Consider the following 18,246-nt stretch of genomic DNA (forward strand, 5'->3'; position numbering starts at 1 on the left):
TTGGGCTGTTGTTATTGATCTATTACGTGGCTGCCGTTTCTTTTTCGGCCAGCAATGTTTTCATCCGTTTTTTATCGCGTTCCATTACCGGTTTCAGATAGCGGCCCGTATATGATTCTTTCACTTCGACAACTTCTTCGGGCGTCCCGGAGGCTACGATCATGCCGCCGCCCGCTCCGCCTTCAGGTCCCAGATCGACGATGTAGTCCGCCGTTTTAATGATATCGAGATTGTGTTCAATGACCAAAACGGTATCACCGTTATCGACGAGTCTGTGAAGCACAACTAAAAGCCTTGCGATATCATCAACGTGGAGGCCTGTCGTCGGTTCGTCCAGAATATACAGCGTCCGGCCGGTGGAACGCTTATGCAGCTCGGAAGCGAGCTTGACGCGCTGCGCTTCTCCCCCTGACAGCGTCGTCGCCGGCTGGCCGAGCGTCACATACCCGAGTCCGACATCGGCAAGCGTTTGAAGCTTGCGTTTGATTTTCGGGATATTTTCAAAGAAAGACAGAGCATCTTCCACCGTCATATCCAGAACGTCGGAAATGCTTTTTCCTTTGTATGTGACCTCCAGCGTCTCCCGGTTGTAACGTTTGCCGTGGCACACTTCACACGGAACGTACACGTCAGGAAGGAAGTGCATCTCAATTTTGATGATGCCGTCGCCTCGGCAGGCCTCACAGCGCCCGCCTTTTACATTAAAACTGAACCGGCCTTTTTTATAGCCGCGCACCTTTGCTTCATTTGTCTGCGCGAATACATCGCGGATATCATCAAACACACCCGTGTAAGTTGCCGGATTTGATCTCGGTGTCCGGCCGATCGGCGCCTGGTCGATGTCGATCACCTTATCAAGATGGTCAAGGCCTTTGATTTCTTTATGGCTTCCCGGTTTCGCTTTGGCTTTATGAAGCTTTTGCGCAAGCGCCTTATGCAGAATTTCATTCACAAGCGTGCTTTTTCCGGAACCGGACACACCTGTCACCGCCGTAAAAGTGCCGAGCGGGAATTTGGCATTCGCTTTTTTCAGGTTGTTTTCTGAAGCGCCTTTGATTTCAATGAACCGGCCGTCAGGCTTTCTTCTCTCCGGAGGCATCGGGATGAATTGAGCCCCTGACAAATAACGTCCGGTCAGAGAATCCGCATCATTCATCACTTCTTCAGGCGTCCCCGCCGATATGACGCGGCCGCCGTGAATGCCGGCGCCCGGACCGATATCTATCAAATAATCGGCAGCCATCATCGTATCTTCATCATGCTCCACGACAATCAGTGTGTTGCCGAGATCCCTCATATTTTTCAGCGCGCTGATCAGACGGTCATTGTCACGCTGGTGAAGGCCGATGGACGGCTCATCAAGAATGTACAGGACGCCTGACAAACGGGAGCCGATCTGCGTCGCAAGCCTGATACGCTGGGCTTCTCCGCCTGACAGCGTTCCCGCCGCCCTGCTCAGCGTCAGGTAATCAAGACCGACTTTATCTAAAAAGCTGAGACGCTCCACAATCTCTCTTAAAATTAAATCGGCAATCTGCATATCTTTCTCAGACAGCGTCAGGTTTTTGAAAAATTCCAGCGCATCGCCGACGGAAAGCTCGGTAATGGTGCCGATGTGGCGCCCGTTGACCAAAACGGCAAGCGCTTCTTTCTTCAGCCGGTAGCCTTTGCACGTCGGGCACGGCTTCTGTGACATGTACTGCTCCATCTGTTCACGGATATAATCGGAGCTTGTCTCTTTATACCGTCTCTCAATATTGCGCAGCACACCTTCAAATTCAATTTCATTTTCGCGCACTTGTCCGAAATCATTCTCGTATTTAAAGTAGATCCGTTCATTGCCGCTGCCGTACAGCACTTTATCAAGCTGATGCTTCGGCAGGTCTTTGACCGGAGTCTCCATATCAATGCCGTAATGGCGGCAGACCGCCTGAAGCAGCTGCGGATAATATTGTGAACTGATCGGCGTCCACGGCGCGATGGCGTGTTCCTTTAATGACAGTTCAGGATTGGGAATGACAAGCTCAGGGTCCACTTCCAGCTTCAAACCGAGACCGTCACAAGTCGGGCAGGCGCCGAACGGGCTGTTAAACGAAAACAGCCGGGGTTCAAGCTCCCCGATAGAAAAACCGCACAGCGGACAGGCGTGATGCTCGCTGAACATCAGCTCTTCCTGACCGATGACATCTATCATGACACGGCCTTCCCCTAAGCGGAGCGCGGTTTCCAGTGAGTCGGAAAGCCGGGCGGCAACCCCTTCCTTGACGACAATCCGGTCAATGACCACTTCAATGGAATGCTTTTTGTTTTTTTCAAGTTCAATATCGTCGGAAAGCTCGGCCATTTCTCCGTCAATCCGCACCCTTACGTAACCTTGCTTTCTGATTTGGTCAAGCACTTTGACATGGGCGCCTTTTCTGCCTGAGATGATCGGCGCAAGCACTTGAAGCTTCGTCCGCTCCGGATATTCAAGAATCCGGTCAACCATCTGTTCGATCGTTTGCGACGTAATTTCAATGCCGTGCTCCGGGCAGTGCGGCTTCCCGACCCTCGCGTACAGCAGCCGGAGATAATCATAAATCTCCGTTACCGTTCCGACGGTTGACCGCGGATTGCGGCTCGTCGTTTTCTGATCAATGCTGATCGCCGGAGAAAGCCCTTCGATCGCATCAACGTCCGGCTTATCCATCTGCCCTAAAAATTGGCGCGCATAGGCAGAAAGCGATTCAACATACCGCCTCTGTCCTTCCGCGTAAATGGTGTCAAAGGCAAGGGATGATTTTCCCGATCCGGACAGCCCCGTCACGACGACGAGCTGATCCCGGGGAATCGTTACATCAATGTTTTTTAAATTGTGCGCCCTTGCGCCTTTCACCTCGATCCGGTCAATTGCCATGTGTTCATCATCCTTCCGCTTTAAGCTCTAACAGTAAATCACGAAGCTCTGCCGCCCGCTCGAAATCAAGCGCTCTGGCCGCTTCTTTCATTTCGTGCTCCATTTGCTCAACGACTTTCTGGCGTTCTTTCTTCGTCATCTTCGCCAGTTTAGGCACGGCTTTTGTTTTATATTCTTCTTTATCCTCAGCGGCCTGCGTCGCGCGGATCACATCGCGGATTTCCTTATTGATCGTTTGCGGCGTAATGCCGTGAATTTCGTTAAAGCGCTCCTGCTGTTCCCGGCGGCGCTTCGTTTCATTAATCGCGATTTCCATCGAATTCGTGATTTTATCGGCATACATGATGACGCGGCCTTCCGCGTTTCTGGCCGCCCGTCCGATCGTCTGAATCAGCGAACGTTCAGAACGAAGGAAGCCTTCTTTATCCGCATCGAGAATGGCGACAAGTGACACTTCCGGAATATCAAGCCCTTCCCTCAGCAGGTTGATGCCGATTAACACATCATGTTTTCCGAGGCGGAGGTCACGGATGATTTCAATCCGTTCAAGCGTCTTAATCTCGGAATGCAGATAATTGACCTTGATGCCGATTTCCTTGAGGTAATCGGTCAGATCCTCTGACATTTTTTTCGTTAAAGTCGTCACGAGAACGCGTTCATTCCGTTCAATCCTCGCCTGAATCTCGCCGATCAGATCATCAATCTGTCCTTCGATCGGACGGACGTCAATGAGAGGATCGAGGAGTCCCGTCGGTCTGATGATCTGCTCGATCATTTCCGGCGTATGCTCAATTTCATACGGTCCCGGAGTCGCCGACACGTACACGATGTTGTGCATATGCTTTTCAAATTCCTCGAATCGGAGCGGACGGTTGTCAAGCGCTGACGGCAGGCGGAACCCGTGATCGACAAGCACCTGTTTTCTCGCCTGGTCACCGTTGAACATGCCGCGCACCTGCGGAATCGTCACATGTGATTCATCAACGACAATCATGAAATCGTCCGGAAAATAATCAAGCAGCGTATACGGCGTAGAGCCAGGAGGACGGAGCGTCAAATGTCTTGAATAGTTCTCGATCCCTGAGCAAAAACCCATTTCCCGCATCATTTCAAGATCATACCTCGTCCGCTGCTCAAGCCGCTGCGCTTCAAGGAGCTTGCCGTTTTCGCGCATCACTTTCAAGCGCTCCTCAAGCTCCTGTTCAATATTCAGAATCGCTTTTTCCATCTTTTCTGCCCGGGTGACGAAGTGGGAAGCCGGGAAAATCGCGACATGGTCACGGTCGCCGAGAATTTCTCCGGTCAAAGCGTCGACCTCTCTGATCCGCTCAATTTCGTCTCCGAAAAATTCCACTCTGATACAATGTTCGTCACGGGAAGCCGGGAAGATTTCCACAACGTCTCCGCGCACGCGGAACGTCCCGCGCTGAAAGTCGATATCATTGCGGGCATACTGGATATCCACAAGCTTTCTCAGCAGCTCGTTCCGCTCAATCTCCATTTCCGGTCTGAGCGACACGACCATTTCCCGGTATTCTTCAGGCGAACCGAGACCGTATATGCATGACACACTCGCGATAATAATGACATCTCTCCGTTCAAACAGAGAGGATGTCGCGGAGTGTCTCAGTTTATCAATTTCATCATTAATGCTTGCGTCTTTCTCTATAAAAGTATCCGTTTGAGGCACATACGCCTCCGGCTGATAGTAATCGTAATAGCTGACAAAATATTCGACAGCGTTGTTCGGGAAAAACTCCTTAAACTCGCTGTACAGCTGTCCGGCAAGGGTTTTGTTATGGGCAATGACCAGTGTCGGTTTATTCACTTCTTTAATCAGATTGGACACGGTAAAGGTTTTGCCCGTCCCTGTCGCACCCAGGAGAGTCTGGTGTTTTCTGCCTTCCTGTATGCCTTTGACAAGCTTCTCAATCGCTTGCGGCTGATCTCCCTGGGGCTGATATTTCGAGACTAACTCAAAACGATCTTTCACAAAAAAGCCTCCGTTTCTTTACGAAATCTTCCTATTGATATAGTAACACAATGACGGGCAAAATCACTAAAAATACGAACTAAAGTTCGATGGTTTATTTTTACCAAGTCAATTTTTGTATAAAAAACCTGCTTTTATGGCGTAAAAGCAGGCATTCTATTTCATATTCACCATGTCAGGCATTGTCTTTCTTTTTGTCTGCTTCTTTTTTGGCCATGTACAGCCCTCCGGCCACCAGCGATACGACATCCAATCCAACGATAAAATACGTTTCGGTGTAACCCTTTAAATAGGATGCGAAAAGCAGTGCGGCTGTGAGAGCGATCGCCACATAGTGGTTAAACGTGACGCGCGTAAAAAGGACAACCAGCATAAAAGGGAAACATAATGCAAAAACGGCTTTTGTAATCACAAAAACCCTCCTCGGGAATTCTTCATCTCATCTGATTATAGTAAAAAATGAAGAATCGGACAATCGTTCCCCTGCTATCACAATACCCTTTTTCAGCAGTCTTCAATCATCTGTCAAAAAAAATGTGAATATAAATCCATTGAACCATTAACCAGATGAATCGAACTACCTTTCTTCAGCCGAAAGGATGAGAAGGTTTAGGTCTTTGTATCTTTGACAGTTTCTTCCTCCCTCTTTACAATGTAATGATAGTGTTTACTATCATTTTCTTGGATGAAGAAAAAAGGGGGTCATACCGCATGTATTCAGTGCGATTTCAAAAAGCGGAAGAATCGAGCCGCTCTGCAGGAGCAAAAGGAATGAACCTGATTAAACTGACGAAAAACGGGCTGCCCGTTCCCGGCGGTTTTATCATTCAGACGAATGCCCTGACACGTTTTATGGAAGACAACGGGCTTCAAGCAGATCAGGAACAGATGGAGCGCGCCATTATGAACGGCACGTTTTCAAAAGAGCTTCGGAAGGAACTGACCGCGTCGTTTTATGAATTGAGAGAATCATACGCCTCTGTCGCCGTACGTTCCTCCTCCGCGTCCGAAGATCTTGAAGGCGCTTCTTTCGCGGGCCAGTACGAAACCTATTTAAATATCAAAACAGAAGAAGAGTTTCTCGGAAAAGTGAAAGAGTGCTGGGCTTCCTTCTTCTCGGCGCGGGTCAGCGGTTATAAAGAGAAAATGAACAATGACACCGCAGAACCGTTAATGGGCGTTGTCGTGCAAGGTCTGATCAATTCCGAGGTTTCAGGGGTCATTTTCAGCCGCAACCCCGTCACACACGATGACGGAGAACTGATGATCAGCGCGAGCTACGGCCTCGGAGAAGCAATCGTCTCCGGCAGCGTGACGCCCGACACATTTATCGTCAATAAAGACACATTTCAGATTGAAAAAGAAATCGGCTTAAAAGAAATGTATATCGTCTCTAAAGACGAAGGCGTGACGGAAAAAGAGACGTCCGCTGACATGAGAAGCCGCTTCTGCCTTGATGACGAGAGCGTCAAAGAGCTTGCCATGCTGACGATAAAGACGGAAGAACTGTACGGTTATCCCGTGGATCTCGAATTCGGATTTGCCGAAAATAAGCTGTATCTGCTTCAGGCCAGACCGATTACAACGATCGCGCAGGATCAGAAAGCGGCAGACGAAGAACGGGAATTTATCATGACGCCCCGGGATCAGAAAGATTTTTGGCTCAATATGGAGGCCAATATAGAAGGTCCCGTCAGCCCGTTATTCGCTTCACTCATTGTGCCGGCTTTGGAATACGGCCTCAAAGAGAGCACGAAGGCCTTCCCTGTGATGGGCATCGAGATTGAGCGTGTCAAACTTCATCAGGGCCATGTTTTTTCCAGACAGCATAAGACGGACGACAAGCTGCCCGCAGAACAGTTAGAAGCGCTTTTCCCCGTCTTGGCTGACCGCATGTATGATATTATTCAGGAAACCTTTCTGCCTTTTTATCAAAAGCTGGACGAACTGGCGCATACAGACCATACGCCGGAGACTGCCCTTGATGCGTTCCGAAACCTGCAAGACTTCTATTTAAAAGGATACGAAGAACATTTCAATATTGTCTTACCGCAGGTTGCGTTAAACATGATACTGGAATCTATGTACGGACAGGTTGAGAAAGAAAACACCTCCCTTCTGTATGAAATGCTGGCCGGCGTCATGAATAAGTCATTGGAGACCGACAGACAGCTCTGGCTGCTTTCCGGACAAGTAAAAGACAGCCCTGAACTGCGGCGCGTCTTTACGGTTTCTCATGCCGATGAGCTGCATCAGACGCTTCTGCAATCAAATGAGGGAAAACGCTTTCTCGAACAAGTCGGTGAATTTTTACAGGAATACGGCTGGAGATCCGTGAAAAGCCATGATCTCATTGAACAAACTTGGGCGGAAAACCCTTATTTCGCTTTGGCCAACATTCAGAACTATGTCCGGAACGGATACGATTTTGACAGTGAGTTTCATAAAACGATAGAAAAACGAAAACAGCTCTACGCCGACTTTATGGATAGAATTGAAGATGACGGCTTCCGGGAGACGTTTGACCGCTATTATCAGTGGACATTGTCTTCATCCGTCATCAAAGATGATCACCATTTTTATATTGATGCGATGCTGGACGCCAAAGCGCGCCTTTGCCTTCTGAAAATCGGCGAGCTGCTTCAAAAACAAGGCGTAATCGATGATCGGGAGGATATGTGGTACTTATACAGCGATGAAGTCGAGAAAGCGCTGGCGTCGCCGGTTCCGATGCAGGAAAAAGCCGCTGAACGAAAACAGCTCTTCCAGCAATATCAATTGCTTGAAGCCCCCGCTTATCTCGGGACTCCGACTTCGGAACAGCTGAAAACGGCTGAACAGATTACCGGCTCCATCACAGAAGATGAAAAAAACACTGAACATCAAATTTACGGACTTGCAGCGTCAAGCGGAATCGCAAGCGGACCGGTGAAAGTCATTCGTGACGCAAGTGAATTTTCCCGTTTTTCAACAGGAGACGTGCTTGTCTGCAAAATGACGACACCGCTGTGGACCAGTCTGTTTCAGGATGCAAAAGCCGTCATTACGGACACGGGCGGCATCCTGTCACATGCGGCGATCATCGCGAGAGAATACGGGCTCCCGGCCGTTCTCGGCACACGTGCCGCGACTGACAGGCTCAACGACGGAGATATCGTCACGGTAGACGGGACAAACGGCAAGATTACGATTGTCAAACGCGCTTCATGCTAGGTTTCCCTCTTTATTGACGGGCAGGGCGGGTGTATACTTGTCCTGCCAGTATTTACGCGAGGTGAAACATGTTGAGAACGACGAACAAGAGAATTATTGACGCCGCGATGAATCTGATCATCCAAAAAGGATACCGCGCAGCGACAACAAAGGAAATCGCAGAAAAAGCAAAAGTAAGCGAAGCAACGATTTTCCGTAATTTTAAAAACAAACAAGGATTAATGAAAGCCATGATTGAACAGCAGGCGCCGGTTCCGGAAAGCATGATCACCAAGGCGGAAGGCGATCTGTATGAGGATCTTCTTCATTTCGCCACGACCCTTCTGCAGCAATTGGAACAAAAAAAAGAAGTGTTCCGCATCTGCCTGCGCGAACCGGAACTATTCGAAGACGTCCTGCAGGATATTGTCGTATATCCTCAATCCGTGAAAAAGCATTTAATCGTTTACTTTAAGGAGCTGACAAAGAAAAATATGATAAGCCCCGGCAGCGAAGAAGCTAATGCAGACGTCTTTATGACGATGGTTTTCGGTTATTTTATACACCGGCTGCAGCTGGGGAAAAGAGTCATTACTCTCTCTGAGGAAACGATGCTGAAACACAGCACTGAGATTTTCATGAAAGGCATTACCGGCCGGTCACTTTCCGGCTCCAAGGAGGATGAAGGATGGGTTCAAAGAAAGAATGGGCGCTGATCGTTTCGCTTTTGCTGGGAGCCATACTCGTTCCCATCAATTCTACGATGATCGCAGTCGCCCTTTCGTCCATTTCCCGCTCATTCAGCGAATCAATTGCCAGCATCACATGGGTAGTGACCGTGTATTTAATCGTGATGGCCGTGACACAGCCCATTGCCGGCAAACTCGGTGATATGTACGGAAACAAAAAAATGTATTTATGGGGCGTCGGCCTTTTTCTCATCGCATCATTGGGGTGCGCCCTCTCGCCAAGTCTTTTCTTATTGATTTTCTTCCGGGCGCTTCAGGCTGCCGGCGGCGCTTTGCTTACGCCAAACAGCATCGCCATCATCCGCCATGTCGTGTCTGAAAAACGTCTTCCGAAAGTATTCGGCTTTTTCGGCCTCGGTGCCGGGCTGGGCGCGGCTCTCGGTCCGTTTATCGGCTCTCTTTTAATTGAGAGCTTCAGCTGGCATTCGATCTTTTGGGTCAACATTCCGTTTCTTGCGATCGCACTCGTGACGGCATTAATGATGTTTCCTAAATATAAAGAAGAAACGTCCGACGCTCCGCTTGATATCATCGGGTCCGTTTTGCTTGCCGGAAGCATTGTGTCTATTATTCTTCTGACGAAAAATGAAAGCTCTTTGGGCTATTGGGTGTACGCGCTGCTCATTCTCGTATTGGTTCCGCTATTTTTCAGACGGGAGCTGCGCACGAAACATCCGATTATTGATTTTGATCTATTTAAAAACACGACATTTACGAGCGCCAATCTGTCGGTTCTGTTAAGCAATTTAATGATGTACGCCGTTTTATTGATTATGCCGCTCTTTATGACCGGCCACTTCAGCATGAACACGTCGCACAGCGGCATGGCGCTGTCAGTCTTTTCTGTTTTCATGTCCGCCAGCAACTGGGGCGGAGCTCAGCTGCATCAGAAATGGGGCGCGCGAAGAATGATTTTTCTGTCCTTCGGGCTGATGGCCGTAGCCAATCTCTTATTTTTGCTTTTGGTTTATTCCCATTCCGTTCCGTTTCTTATGGCATCGCTTATTGTAGGAGGCATCGCGTCAGGTGCGGGGCTGACGAGCATGCAGGTATCTTCTCTTGCAACGGTAGAACCGGGCATGTCCGGCATCGCATCCGGGATTTTTTCCACCTTCCGTTATTTCGGAAGCATTATTTCTTCAGCACTGATCGGTTTAATCTCCGGGTTTCATATTCTGTTTATCATATTGATCGGAGTTTCTGTGATCGGCTTGTTCGTATCGCTTGGAATTAAGTCCGGGGAAACCGTTCAGACGAAAAAAAGCCATTCGGCATAACGAAAAAGGTTCCGTAAGCATCTGCTTTCCGGAACCTTTTCTAGTTTTCCTTCTTCATTTTCTCTCTCAAAGTGTCACCGCACTCCCCCGATGCATAGAGTATCGCAATGCGGTTTTGCTCTATGAGATTCTTTTTATTTAAAAGAGAAAAGGGGAATGTAAATGGCTGAGAATCCAGATCAAATTCGCCCGCTGGCACCGTCTCTTACGATCACGGCCGTTCAAAACAGCATAGAAGGAACAGCGTCAGATCTCGTTCTTACCTATTCGCCGAATTCCGTGCTTTCGTTAGGCGGAGTCGTATTCCGTCTGCCTGAAGGGTTTACCGCGACAACGAATGACACCCTCAACAACAATAACTTAACTTCTTCACAACTATCAGAAGGCGGCAGAAAAGTCACTTTGCCATTGACGCTTGATCTTCTCGGACTTGCCCAGTTCACGCTTGTGCTGAAAAACAAAACACTCCCGGCGCCAGGCACGTATACCTTTTCTGCAGAGAATACGGTGCTGATCATCGGTTCGCTTCTGCCGGCTTCCGCGGATCTTACTGTGAACCCGGCAGCTTTTGCGTATGTGACCAACTATTTAAGCAACCATGTCGGCGTCATCAATAAAATGACCGGCACGGTTTCAAGTGTCATTCCGGTGGGAGCAGCACCGCTGGGCATCACGATAACGCCTGACGGCAGATTTCTGTACGTCTGTAATTCGGGAGAAAACAGCGTATCCGTTCTCTCAACCGAGACAAATAGCGAGGTCGGGAGAATCCCGGCAGGCGCGTCTCCTTATAAAATCGCCGCTTCGCCAAACGGAAACTTTATATACGTCACCAACCAGCAAAGCAGCAATGTATATGTGATCAGCACACAAACCAATACCGTCACCTCAGTCATCCCCGTCGGCCTTCTGCCGACAGGCATCGCCGTATCGCCGAACGGACAGCTTGTCTATGTGCTGAATACCAATACAAACACCGTTTCAATCATCCGCACGTCAGACAATACAGTGGCGGCAACCATTATTATGCCGTACAGCTCCCCTTCAGATGCCGTCTTTTCGCCAGACGGAAGCAAGGCTTATATGACAAACCTTAACAGCAACAATCTCGCCATCATTGATACCGGTACAAACACGATCATTGATACCGTCAATTCGGAGCTGAATCCGCTCGGTGTCACGGTAACGCCTGACGGGGCGAAAGTGTATATTTTAAATTCGAGCAGCAGCACCGTATCTGTGCTGGATACAGCTGCAAACACGATCACCGCGGTTATTCCGGTCGGTCTGTATCCGTTCAGCGCCAAACCGGCAGCTGACGGAACACGTATCTTCGTCACGAATTTTTTCAGCAATCTGATTTCCATCATCGACACGGCATCCGATACCGTCGTCGGCACCATTACCTCAGTATTGTATCCGGCTGACATCGTAATCCGGCCGTAAAAAAAAGCCCGGCCGCCGTGTTGTTAGCGGCACCGGGCTCTTTTATAATGCTGTCATTTCTTCGTGCTCGTGTTCATCCTGCACGAATAAAATACCTAATTCATGATGTTCGCCTTCATAGGACGCGCGCTGATCAAACCGGATCTCACCGTTCAGGCCGATGATCTCCATTTTTACAAATGCGCGGTTTTTTTGAAGTGCTTCATAAAAATCCGATACATGCTTCACGGGGATGCCGTTTACTTTCGTAATAATCTCACCGATCTTCAGCTCAAGATCGTCCGCGGGTGTATTCGGAATGATGCCGAGCACCATTAAGCCCTGATCCCGCTTAGAGAAATAAAACGGAGCCGCGTTATCGTTCAGCCGCTGTCTCAATGATAAAAACAGGCGTCCGAGCACCGCAATACAAGCGGCAGCTCCGGCAAGCGGAGTCCACCAAAGGGCAGCTGCCCCGAATGCGGTCACGATAACCCCGAGAATCATGACACGTTTCGCCGTTATCCTTATGCTGACTTCCGGAAGTGACCCCTGCACACGCTGTCCGAAGCCGGCGATATAAGGAATCCAGATCAAATGGAAAGAGCCGCCCGGCACGGTAAAGACAGGCCACCAAGAAAGGTGGGACTCAAGCCCGCTGCCCGGCACCAATAAGAAAAGCGGAAGCAGCCATGCGCGATTCGCCAATTGTCGGCCGATGGGCAGGCCTCTGCTGCTGACGACAAGCGCCGGAGATGTTTTCAGATGCGCTGAACGGCAGGCAGCCGCTCCCTCCGTGATAATCAAAAGGCCCATAAACACGGCCGCCGACGCCCAATTCACACCGAATGCCTGCGGAAACCGATCCGCAAACGGCACTGTGTGGGTATACTGAAGGATAAACGCAATGAACATGCCGGCGCTGACAATATAAGCTGAGGACAGCCAATTCATACGGAACGTCAGCGAAGCCAAAGCCGTCACGGCCGCGATTATGCCGAGAAGACCGAATGGAATCGAAATTCCCAGTCCAAAAAATAATATGGAGAGAAGAATACCCGGTATAAGTCCTTTTATGTATGTAAAGATAAGCTCGTCATACATATCCGCGATTTTTGTATGAAACGTATGGCGTTCACGTTTGATCCGCAAATATCCGCATGCGAGACTTATGATGATAAAAAACCAGAACATCGGGTGCAAAAAAAACAGACCGATACTTTTCAGAAGTTCAATTCCCCATTGAACAGACACTGCTTTCACCGCCTCAAGCCAAACATTTTAATTCTATTCTACCAAATAATCATTGGCTTGAATATCTCAAACGTCTATCTCTCTTCCGTCATCCACAGCGTTACATTTGAGAGAGAGAAATCTTTCAGATAGTGGTCAACCTCCACCTCGATCACGCCGCTGATCAGAAGCATGGACCGCTTAATATCCGTCAGATTGATTCCTAAACGTTTATGGTTTTTCATTAAGTAAGTGAAATAATGCTTCGCACACTCTTCATTGATTTCGTGAACGCATTCAACATTTGTGTAATTGACCAGGTATCTGCTGAACAGCATAAGAAGACTTAGTGCTTTTGTTGATGAAAATGTGACGTCTTTTGTTCTGTCTTTTAGTTGTTCCACTAATTCATAATATTTTTTTTCACGCACAATACTTGCCCTCTTCAATTGTGAACCCCCATTTTTTTATCCAGATAAGCACGGGTGATTACAGCTGCCGTGCTGAAGCGCCGCAAACACTTCTGCTTTCGATACTGAAATGCAGCTGCCAAACTAAAACTGTTCTCTATTAGAACCTTCTTTTATTGTAAGAACTAAAACTGACTGAGGCAACTTTCAAAAGTTTCATTTTGAATACATATTAACTCGGCATAAAGTCTCTCTTCTCTATAAATATCGGGTAATGTTTGTCCTTTATAAATGTTTAAATGTGAAAATTTTTTTAATATCTTGTCAAAACCGTCATAATTATATGTCTTTTGGTTCACTTTTTATGAATGACAAAAGAAACAGGAGACGCAAAAAACGCCTCCTTTTCATTTATTTTACAAATAATGATTTTAACGCCATTTGCAGCTGCAAATCATTTTTTTCGTCGGATTTCTTTTCATTCATCAGCTGATTCATTTTTTCCGCTGTCTTTTTATCAATGACCGCTGTTTTATCAAGCTTGTACCGGTCTTGAAACGCCAGAACGGCTTTTTTCATTGGTTTGCTGAAATAGCCGTCCGCTCTGCCCGGGTCGAAGCCTAGGCCTTTCAGCAGGATTTGGGCGTGTTTGACATCCGCGCTGTTCATATCAGGCTGAAGCGGCTGTTTCAGCTGAAGCGGTCCCGCCGCAAAATAATCCGGCTGGCTCACGGCGATTGTCGGAGCAATGCCTTTTTTGTGAATCCAATTGCCTTTCGGTGTCAGCCATTTGTAAAGCGTCAATTTAATGTTGCTCCCGTCTCCCATAGGCACTGCCTGCTGAACCGTTCCTTTACCGAAAGAAGTGTCACCGACAACGTCATAATGTCCCGCTTCTTTTAACGCGCCCGCAAGAATTTCTGAAGCGGAGGCGCTTCCTTTATCTGTTATAATATTGACGGGATACGGCTTCTTATGTTTTAAGGTTGAGAAATATTGTTTTTTATCGCCGTTACGCTCCGCAATTTGGATATACGGCATGTCTTTTGTGATGAAATGCTTTAAAATTTGTTCGACGCTTTGAAGGTAGCCGCCGGGATTCCCCCTTACATCAAGGACGAGACCGTCAATCCCTTGTTTTTCAAGCTTTTTCAGCGCCGCGGCGAAGTCCTCGGCGGTATGCTCGGAAAATGTCGATATGCCGATGTAGCCGACATGATGACCGCCTGATTCTTTGCGGGAAGCAAATACGGTTTCAAGCGGGATTTCCGCTCTTTTAATCCGGAATGACAGCTGTTTTTCAGTACCCGGACGCTGTATTTTAATAGAAACCTTCGATCCTTTTTTTCCTCTGATTTTCAGCACGGCTTCGTTTAAATCTTTCCCGTTCATTGACACGCCGTTTATACTGATGATTTCATCATTCGGCTTGAGGCCCGCTTTTTCCGCCGGAGATTGCTTAAACGGTGATACGATAATGATTTTATTGTCTTTCATACCGACTTCAGCGCCGATCCCTTCGAAAGAAGAATCAAGAGAATCAGAAAACTGCTTAGCGGTCTGCTTGTCCATATAAACGGAATAAGGGTCGTTTAATGTAGACAGCATCCCCTGAATCGCTCCTTCAAGAAGCTTTTCTTTATCTACATTTTCCACATATTCGTTCGAGATCAGCTCATATGCTTTTTCGATTTTTTCCATTGCCCGGGTTCTTTCTGCGTCTGATGAATTCGGCTGTGCCGCCCCGGCAATATGGGCTCCGCCGCACATCATGCTTAGGGCCGCTATCACTGCGATCATTTTCTGCTTCATCGTTTACCTCCTCTTAGTCCTTTTACGAAAACCTGGAGATAGTATGTGTAAATTGCAAAGAATTCATGTAACGGCAACAAAAAAATGAAAATGCGAGATTGTTTCATATATATGGGTGACGTATAATATTTTGTATGCAATTCATTATATATACAGGAGAATGCGATATGAAAATAAAATTATCGATTTTATCCGCGGCGGTTCTGGCCGCAGGCATTACCGCCTTTGTCTGGCCAAAAACAGAGGCCAATGAGAAAGCGCAGACGGACGCCTTGTATGTTTCTCCCGCAGGCAGCGACCAAAATGAAGGAACGAAAGAAAAGCCGTTCCGCACATTAAAACATGCGGCTGAAAAGGCAGAGGCCGGAACAACCGTATTGATTCGGGAAGGGACATATGATGAAACGTTTGAAGTAAAGCACAGCGGCACGGCCGAAAAGCCGATTACATTTCGGAACTATCAGAATGAGCATGTCGCCATCAGCGGCAAATCTGCGCCAAAAAGCGATTCTGAAACTCCGTTAATTCAAATCCGCAATAAACAGTACATTACCATTCACGGCATTACGCTTGAGAATCTCTCCGTATCATCAGAAGATGCGACGGCCATGGGGATCTGCGTCACCGGATCAAGCAGTCATATCAACATTGACGGCAACCATATCCGGAACATTAAAACCACGGCTGATGAAGGAAACGCACACGGCATCGCATTTTACGGCACAGGCGCCATGAAGGATGTCAGCATCACAAATAATACGGTTGAAAAACTGACGCTCGGCGCAAGCGAAGCGGTCGTGCTGAACGGAAATGTTGACGGATTTAAGATTGCCGGCAATACCATCCGGGACAATAACAATATCGGGATTGACGTGATCGGATACGAAGGAACATCCAAGCAAAACGACTATGCGCGAAACGGCATCATTGAAAACAATACGGTGAGCCATAACTCTTCTTACGGAAATCCCGCTTACGGAGATGAATATTCAGCGGGCGGTATTTACGTTGACGGCGCAGAACATGTGGACATTAAGAAAAACACCGTTTACAACAATGACCTTGGGATTGAAGCCACCTCTGAGCATAAAGGGAAATACGCACGAGATATCCGGATTACGGATAACAAGGTGTACGGCAATGCTTACACCGGTATTTCAATCGGAGGCTATGACACGAAACGCGGCGGCACCATCAATTCGGTGATCGCTCACAACATCATGTACCGAAATGACACGAAGGACCTTGACGGCGGCCAGCTGCTCCTGCAGTACGGCACAAAAGGGAACACGATCGAAAAAAACATCATGACGGCAAGCGATTCACGGATTTTTATCGCAAATGATTTTACGAAAAACGAAGAAAATACCGTTAATCATAACGTCTATCACAAAGAAGAGGGAAAAGACGGTATCTGGAATTGGAAGAACAGAGAATATGATTCATTCACAGCGTACCGAAAAGGAACGGCAAACGATTCGGATTCCATTTATGCGGACCCGATGTACCGAGACGAATCGTCTTATGACTTTACATTAAAGCCCGGATCACCGGCCCTGCCCGTCATTCAGTAACGAGACCATTAAAAAAAGCCAGTCTATATCAGACTGGCTTTTGTATTTATACACGAAGGAATTTCCGGATGGAAGTCAGACTTCCCCATACCCCGATCACCGCGCCGATCAGAATGAGCACAAGTGATACTTGGAACACAAACGGACTGTACGGCAGAAGTGAAACAAATGATCCCTGAACTTTCGGGGCCACCCAAGCGACCATCGACTGGTACGTACTCAGCACGAGAGCGATCGGTATGACAGAACCGAATACCCCCAGCAGCAGTCCTTCCAGGAAGAACGGCCAGCGGATAAACCAGTTTGTCGCGCCGACAAGCTTCATGATTTCAATCTCTTTTCTTCTGGCGAAAATCGTGATTTTAATCGTATTCGAAATTAAGAACATCGCCGTGAACAGAAGGCCGATGATTAACGCAATCCCGATGTTGCGTGACACCCCGACGATCTTAAACAGACGGCTGACTTCTTCTTTCCCGTATGTCACTTTATACACATGATCAAGCTTCTCAATTTTTTTCGCGACTTTCGGCGTATCATGCGGATCTGTCGTTTTGACGATAAACGCGTTGTTCAGCGGGTTTTCCTGATCTTGCATTTTCATGGCCTTTCCGCTGTCGCCGAAGCTTTTGACCAATTGATCAAGCTCTTTATCTTTAGATGAAAACTCTACGCTTTGGATACCCGAGATGTCTTTAATCTCATTCTGCAGCGTATCCTGCGTTTTCTTATTTGACGTCAGATCGATTAATACTTTAATTTCCACTTCTTTTTCAGCATTTTTAGCCATGTTGTTTAAGTTCAGCATAATGACTAAAAACACGCCGACCAAAATCAATGTAACGGTAACGGCACTGATGGATGCAAATGTCATCCACGTGTTTCTTCCGAGAGACTTAAAACTCTCACGCAAATGGCGCCCGAGAATTTTAATCATAAGAACCATACTCCCCTCTTGACTCATCACGCACAATAATTCCGTCTTCGATCGCGATGACCCGTTTCTTCATGGTGTTTACTATTTCTTTATTGTGTGTCGCCATCACGACGGTCGTTCCGCGGTTATTAATCTCTTCCAGTGTCTTCATCACTTCCCATGATGTTACCGGATCAAGGTTGCCCGTCGGTTCGTCAGCTATCACGACGTCAGGATTGTTGACGATGGATCTTGCGATGGAAACACGCTGCTGTTCTCCTCCGGAAAGCTGGTCGGGAAACTGCCGCGCTTTATGCTTCAGCTGCACAAGATCGAGCACTTCGAGCACGCGTTTTTTAATGACTGACTGCTGCTCTCCGATAACCTCAAGCGCAAACGCTACGTTTTCAAATACCGTCAATTTCGGAAGAAGTTTGAAATCCTGGAAAACAACACCTATTTTACGCCGCACGAAAGGAATCTCTTTTTCTTTTACAGCCGCGAGATCTTTATGATTAATCAATATTTGCCCTTTTGTCGGTTTTTCTTCTCTGTAAATCATTTTAATAAAAGTAGATTTACCGGCTCCGCTCGGTCCTACGACATATACAAATTCTCCGGGATGAATCATGACTGACAGCCCGTTAATCGCTTTTACACCGTTCGGATAGGATTTATATACTTCTTTCATCTCTATCATGAAATCACCTAATCTTTTATTTATGTCTTGCAGCCATAGAGTTCGCAAACGTACAGCGGTTTATGGCCG

The 18,246-nt window shown here is 47.6% G+C and carries 13 protein-coding genes; 5 read left to right on the top strand and 8 right to left on the bottom strand.

Annotation, left to right across the window (positions count from 1 at the left end; genetic code table 11):
* Nucleotides 1-22: 22 nt before the first annotated feature.
* From uvrA to ACWJJ5_RS02110, 3 genes are all read right to left on the bottom strand, one after another.
* Entirely contained in the window at nucleotides 23-2,896 is a 2,874-nt protein-coding gene (gene uvrA / locus ACWJJ5_RS02100) for an excinuclease ABC subunit UvrA (RefSeq protein ID WP_454022152.1), read from the bottom strand.
* A 7-nt stretch (nucleotides 2,897-2,903) separates the two neighbouring features.
* Entirely contained in the window at nucleotides 2,904-4,889 is a 1,986-nt protein-coding gene (uvrB, locus tag ACWJJ5_RS02105; RefSeq protein WP_454022153.1) for an excinuclease ABC subunit UvrB, read from the bottom strand.
* A 175-nt stretch (nucleotides 4,890-5,064) separates the two neighbouring features.
* On the bottom strand, nucleotides 5,065-5,301 hold the full coding sequence (locus ACWJJ5_RS02110; RefSeq protein ID WP_003151438.1) for a CsbA family protein: 237 nt from the start codon (nucleotides 5,299-5,301) through the stop codon (nucleotides 5,065-5,067).
* A 299-nt stretch (nucleotides 5,302-5,600) separates the two neighbouring features.
* Between ACWJJ5_RS02110 and ACWJJ5_RS02115 the strand changes: the two genes are divergently transcribed.
* From ACWJJ5_RS02115 to ACWJJ5_RS02130, 4 genes are all read left to right on the top strand, one after another.
* Nucleotides 5,601-8,102, top strand: coding sequence for a PEP/pyruvate-binding domain-containing protein (locus tag ACWJJ5_RS02115; protein WP_454022154.1), 2,502 nt, complete (start codon nucleotides 5,601-5,603; stop codon nucleotides 8,100-8,102).
* Between the two features lie 71 nt (nucleotides 8,103-8,173).
* Nucleotides 8,174-8,797: a TetR/AcrR family transcriptional regulator gene (locus tag ACWJJ5_RS02120; RefSeq protein WP_015387638.1), complete on the top strand. Its 624-nt coding sequence runs from the start codon at nucleotides 8,174-8,176 to the stop codon at nucleotides 8,795-8,797.
* Nucleotides 8,770-10,107 carry an MFS transporter gene (locus ACWJJ5_RS02125; protein WP_146275608.1) on the top strand — a complete coding sequence of 446 codons (1,338 nt, stop codon included), beginning with the start codon at nucleotides 8,770-8,772 and terminating at the stop codon, nucleotides 10,105-10,107. The genes ACWJJ5_RS02120 and ACWJJ5_RS02125 overlap by 28 nt, the downstream gene beginning before the upstream one ends.
* Nucleotides 10,108-10,269: 162 nt before the next feature.
* Nucleotides 10,270-11,553, top strand: a complete 1,284-nt coding sequence (locus ACWJJ5_RS02130; protein WP_079898227.1) for a BslA/BslB family hydrophobin — start codon at nucleotides 10,270-10,272, stop codon at nucleotides 11,551-11,553.
* 42 nt (nucleotides 11,554-11,595) lie between these two features.
* Here the strand turns inward: ACWJJ5_RS02130 and ACWJJ5_RS02135 are convergent, their stop codons facing one another.
* The 3 genes from ACWJJ5_RS02135 to ctpB all read right to left on the bottom strand — a co-directional run bounded on the left by ACWJJ5_RS02135 (nucleotide 11,596) and on the right by ctpB (nucleotide 14,948).
* Entirely contained in the window at nucleotides 11,596-12,786 is a 1,191-nt protein-coding gene (locus ACWJJ5_RS02135; protein WP_039063710.1) for a S1C family serine protease, read from the bottom strand.
* A gap of 74 nt (nucleotides 12,787-12,860) precedes the next feature.
* Nucleotides 12,861-13,214 (bottom strand): swarming motility protein SwrAA, encoded by a 354-nt coding sequence (gene swrA, locus ACWJJ5_RS02140; RefSeq protein ID WP_014305920.1) that lies wholly within the window; start codon nucleotides 13,212-13,214, stop codon nucleotides 12,861-12,863.
* Between the two features lie 372 nt (nucleotides 13,215-13,586).
* Nucleotides 13,587-14,948, bottom strand: a complete 1,362-nt coding sequence (gene ctpB, locus ACWJJ5_RS02145) for a carboxy-terminal processing protease CtpB (protein WP_418214798.1) — start codon at nucleotides 14,946-14,948, stop codon at nucleotides 13,587-13,589.
* 206 nt (nucleotides 14,949-15,154) lie between these two features.
* Here ctpB and ACWJJ5_RS02150 point away from each other — a divergent pair, with 206 nt between their 5' ends.
* Nucleotides 15,155-16,561 (top strand): right-handed parallel beta-helix repeat-containing protein, encoded by a 1,407-nt coding sequence (locus ACWJJ5_RS02150; RefSeq protein ID WP_070082454.1) that lies wholly within the window; start codon nucleotides 15,155-15,157, stop codon nucleotides 16,559-16,561.
* A 46-nt stretch (nucleotides 16,562-16,607) separates the two neighbouring features.
* Here ACWJJ5_RS02150 and ftsX read toward each other — a convergent pair whose 3' ends face one another.
* Nucleotides 16,608-17,498 carry a permease-like cell division protein FtsX gene (gene ftsX, locus ACWJJ5_RS02155; RefSeq protein WP_013353766.1) on the bottom strand — a complete coding sequence of 297 codons (891 nt, stop codon included), beginning with the start codon at nucleotides 17,496-17,498 and terminating at the stop codon, nucleotides 16,608-16,610.
* Nucleotides 17,491-18,177: a cell division ATP-binding protein FtsE gene (gene ftsE / locus ACWJJ5_RS02160; RefSeq protein WP_003151418.1), complete on the bottom strand. Its 687-nt coding sequence runs from the start codon at nucleotides 18,175-18,177 to the stop codon at nucleotides 17,491-17,493. The genes ftsX and ftsE overlap by 8 nt, the downstream gene beginning before the upstream one ends.
* Nucleotides 18,178-18,246: the final 69 nt, after the last annotated feature.

It is taken from the genome of Bacillus sp. JK74, assembly GCF_053663395.1.

Coding starts and splice junctions, on each gene's coding strand:
- uvrA (WP_454022152.1), bottom strand. CDS start 2,896: ATGGCAATTGACCGGATCGAGGTGAAAGGCGCAAGGGCGCACAATTTA.
- ACWJJ5_RS02130 (WP_079898227.1), top strand. CDS start 10,270: ATGGCTGAGAATCCAGATCAAATTCGCCCGCTGGCACCGTCTCTTACG.
- ftsX (WP_013353766.1), bottom strand. CDS start 17,498: ATGATTAAAATTCTCGGGCGCCATTTGCGTGAGAGTTTTAAGTCTCTC.
- ftsE (WP_003151418.1), bottom strand. CDS start 18,177: ATGATAGAGATGAAAGAAGTATATAAATCCTATCCGAACGGTGTAAAA.
- ACWJJ5_RS02125 (WP_146275608.1), top strand. CDS start 8,770: ATGGGTTCAAAGAAAGAATGGGCGCTGATCGTTTCGCTTTTGCTGGGA.
- ctpB (WP_418214798.1), bottom strand. CDS start 14,948: ATGATGTGCGGCGGAGCCCATATTGCCGGGGCGGCACAGCCGAATTCA.
- ACWJJ5_RS02150 (WP_070082454.1), top strand. CDS start 15,155: ATGAAAATAAAATTATCGATTTTATCCGCGGCGGTTCTGGCCGCAGGC.
- ACWJJ5_RS02115 (WP_454022154.1), top strand. CDS start 5,601: ATGTATTCAGTGCGATTTCAAAAAGCGGAAGAATCGAGCCGCTCTGCA.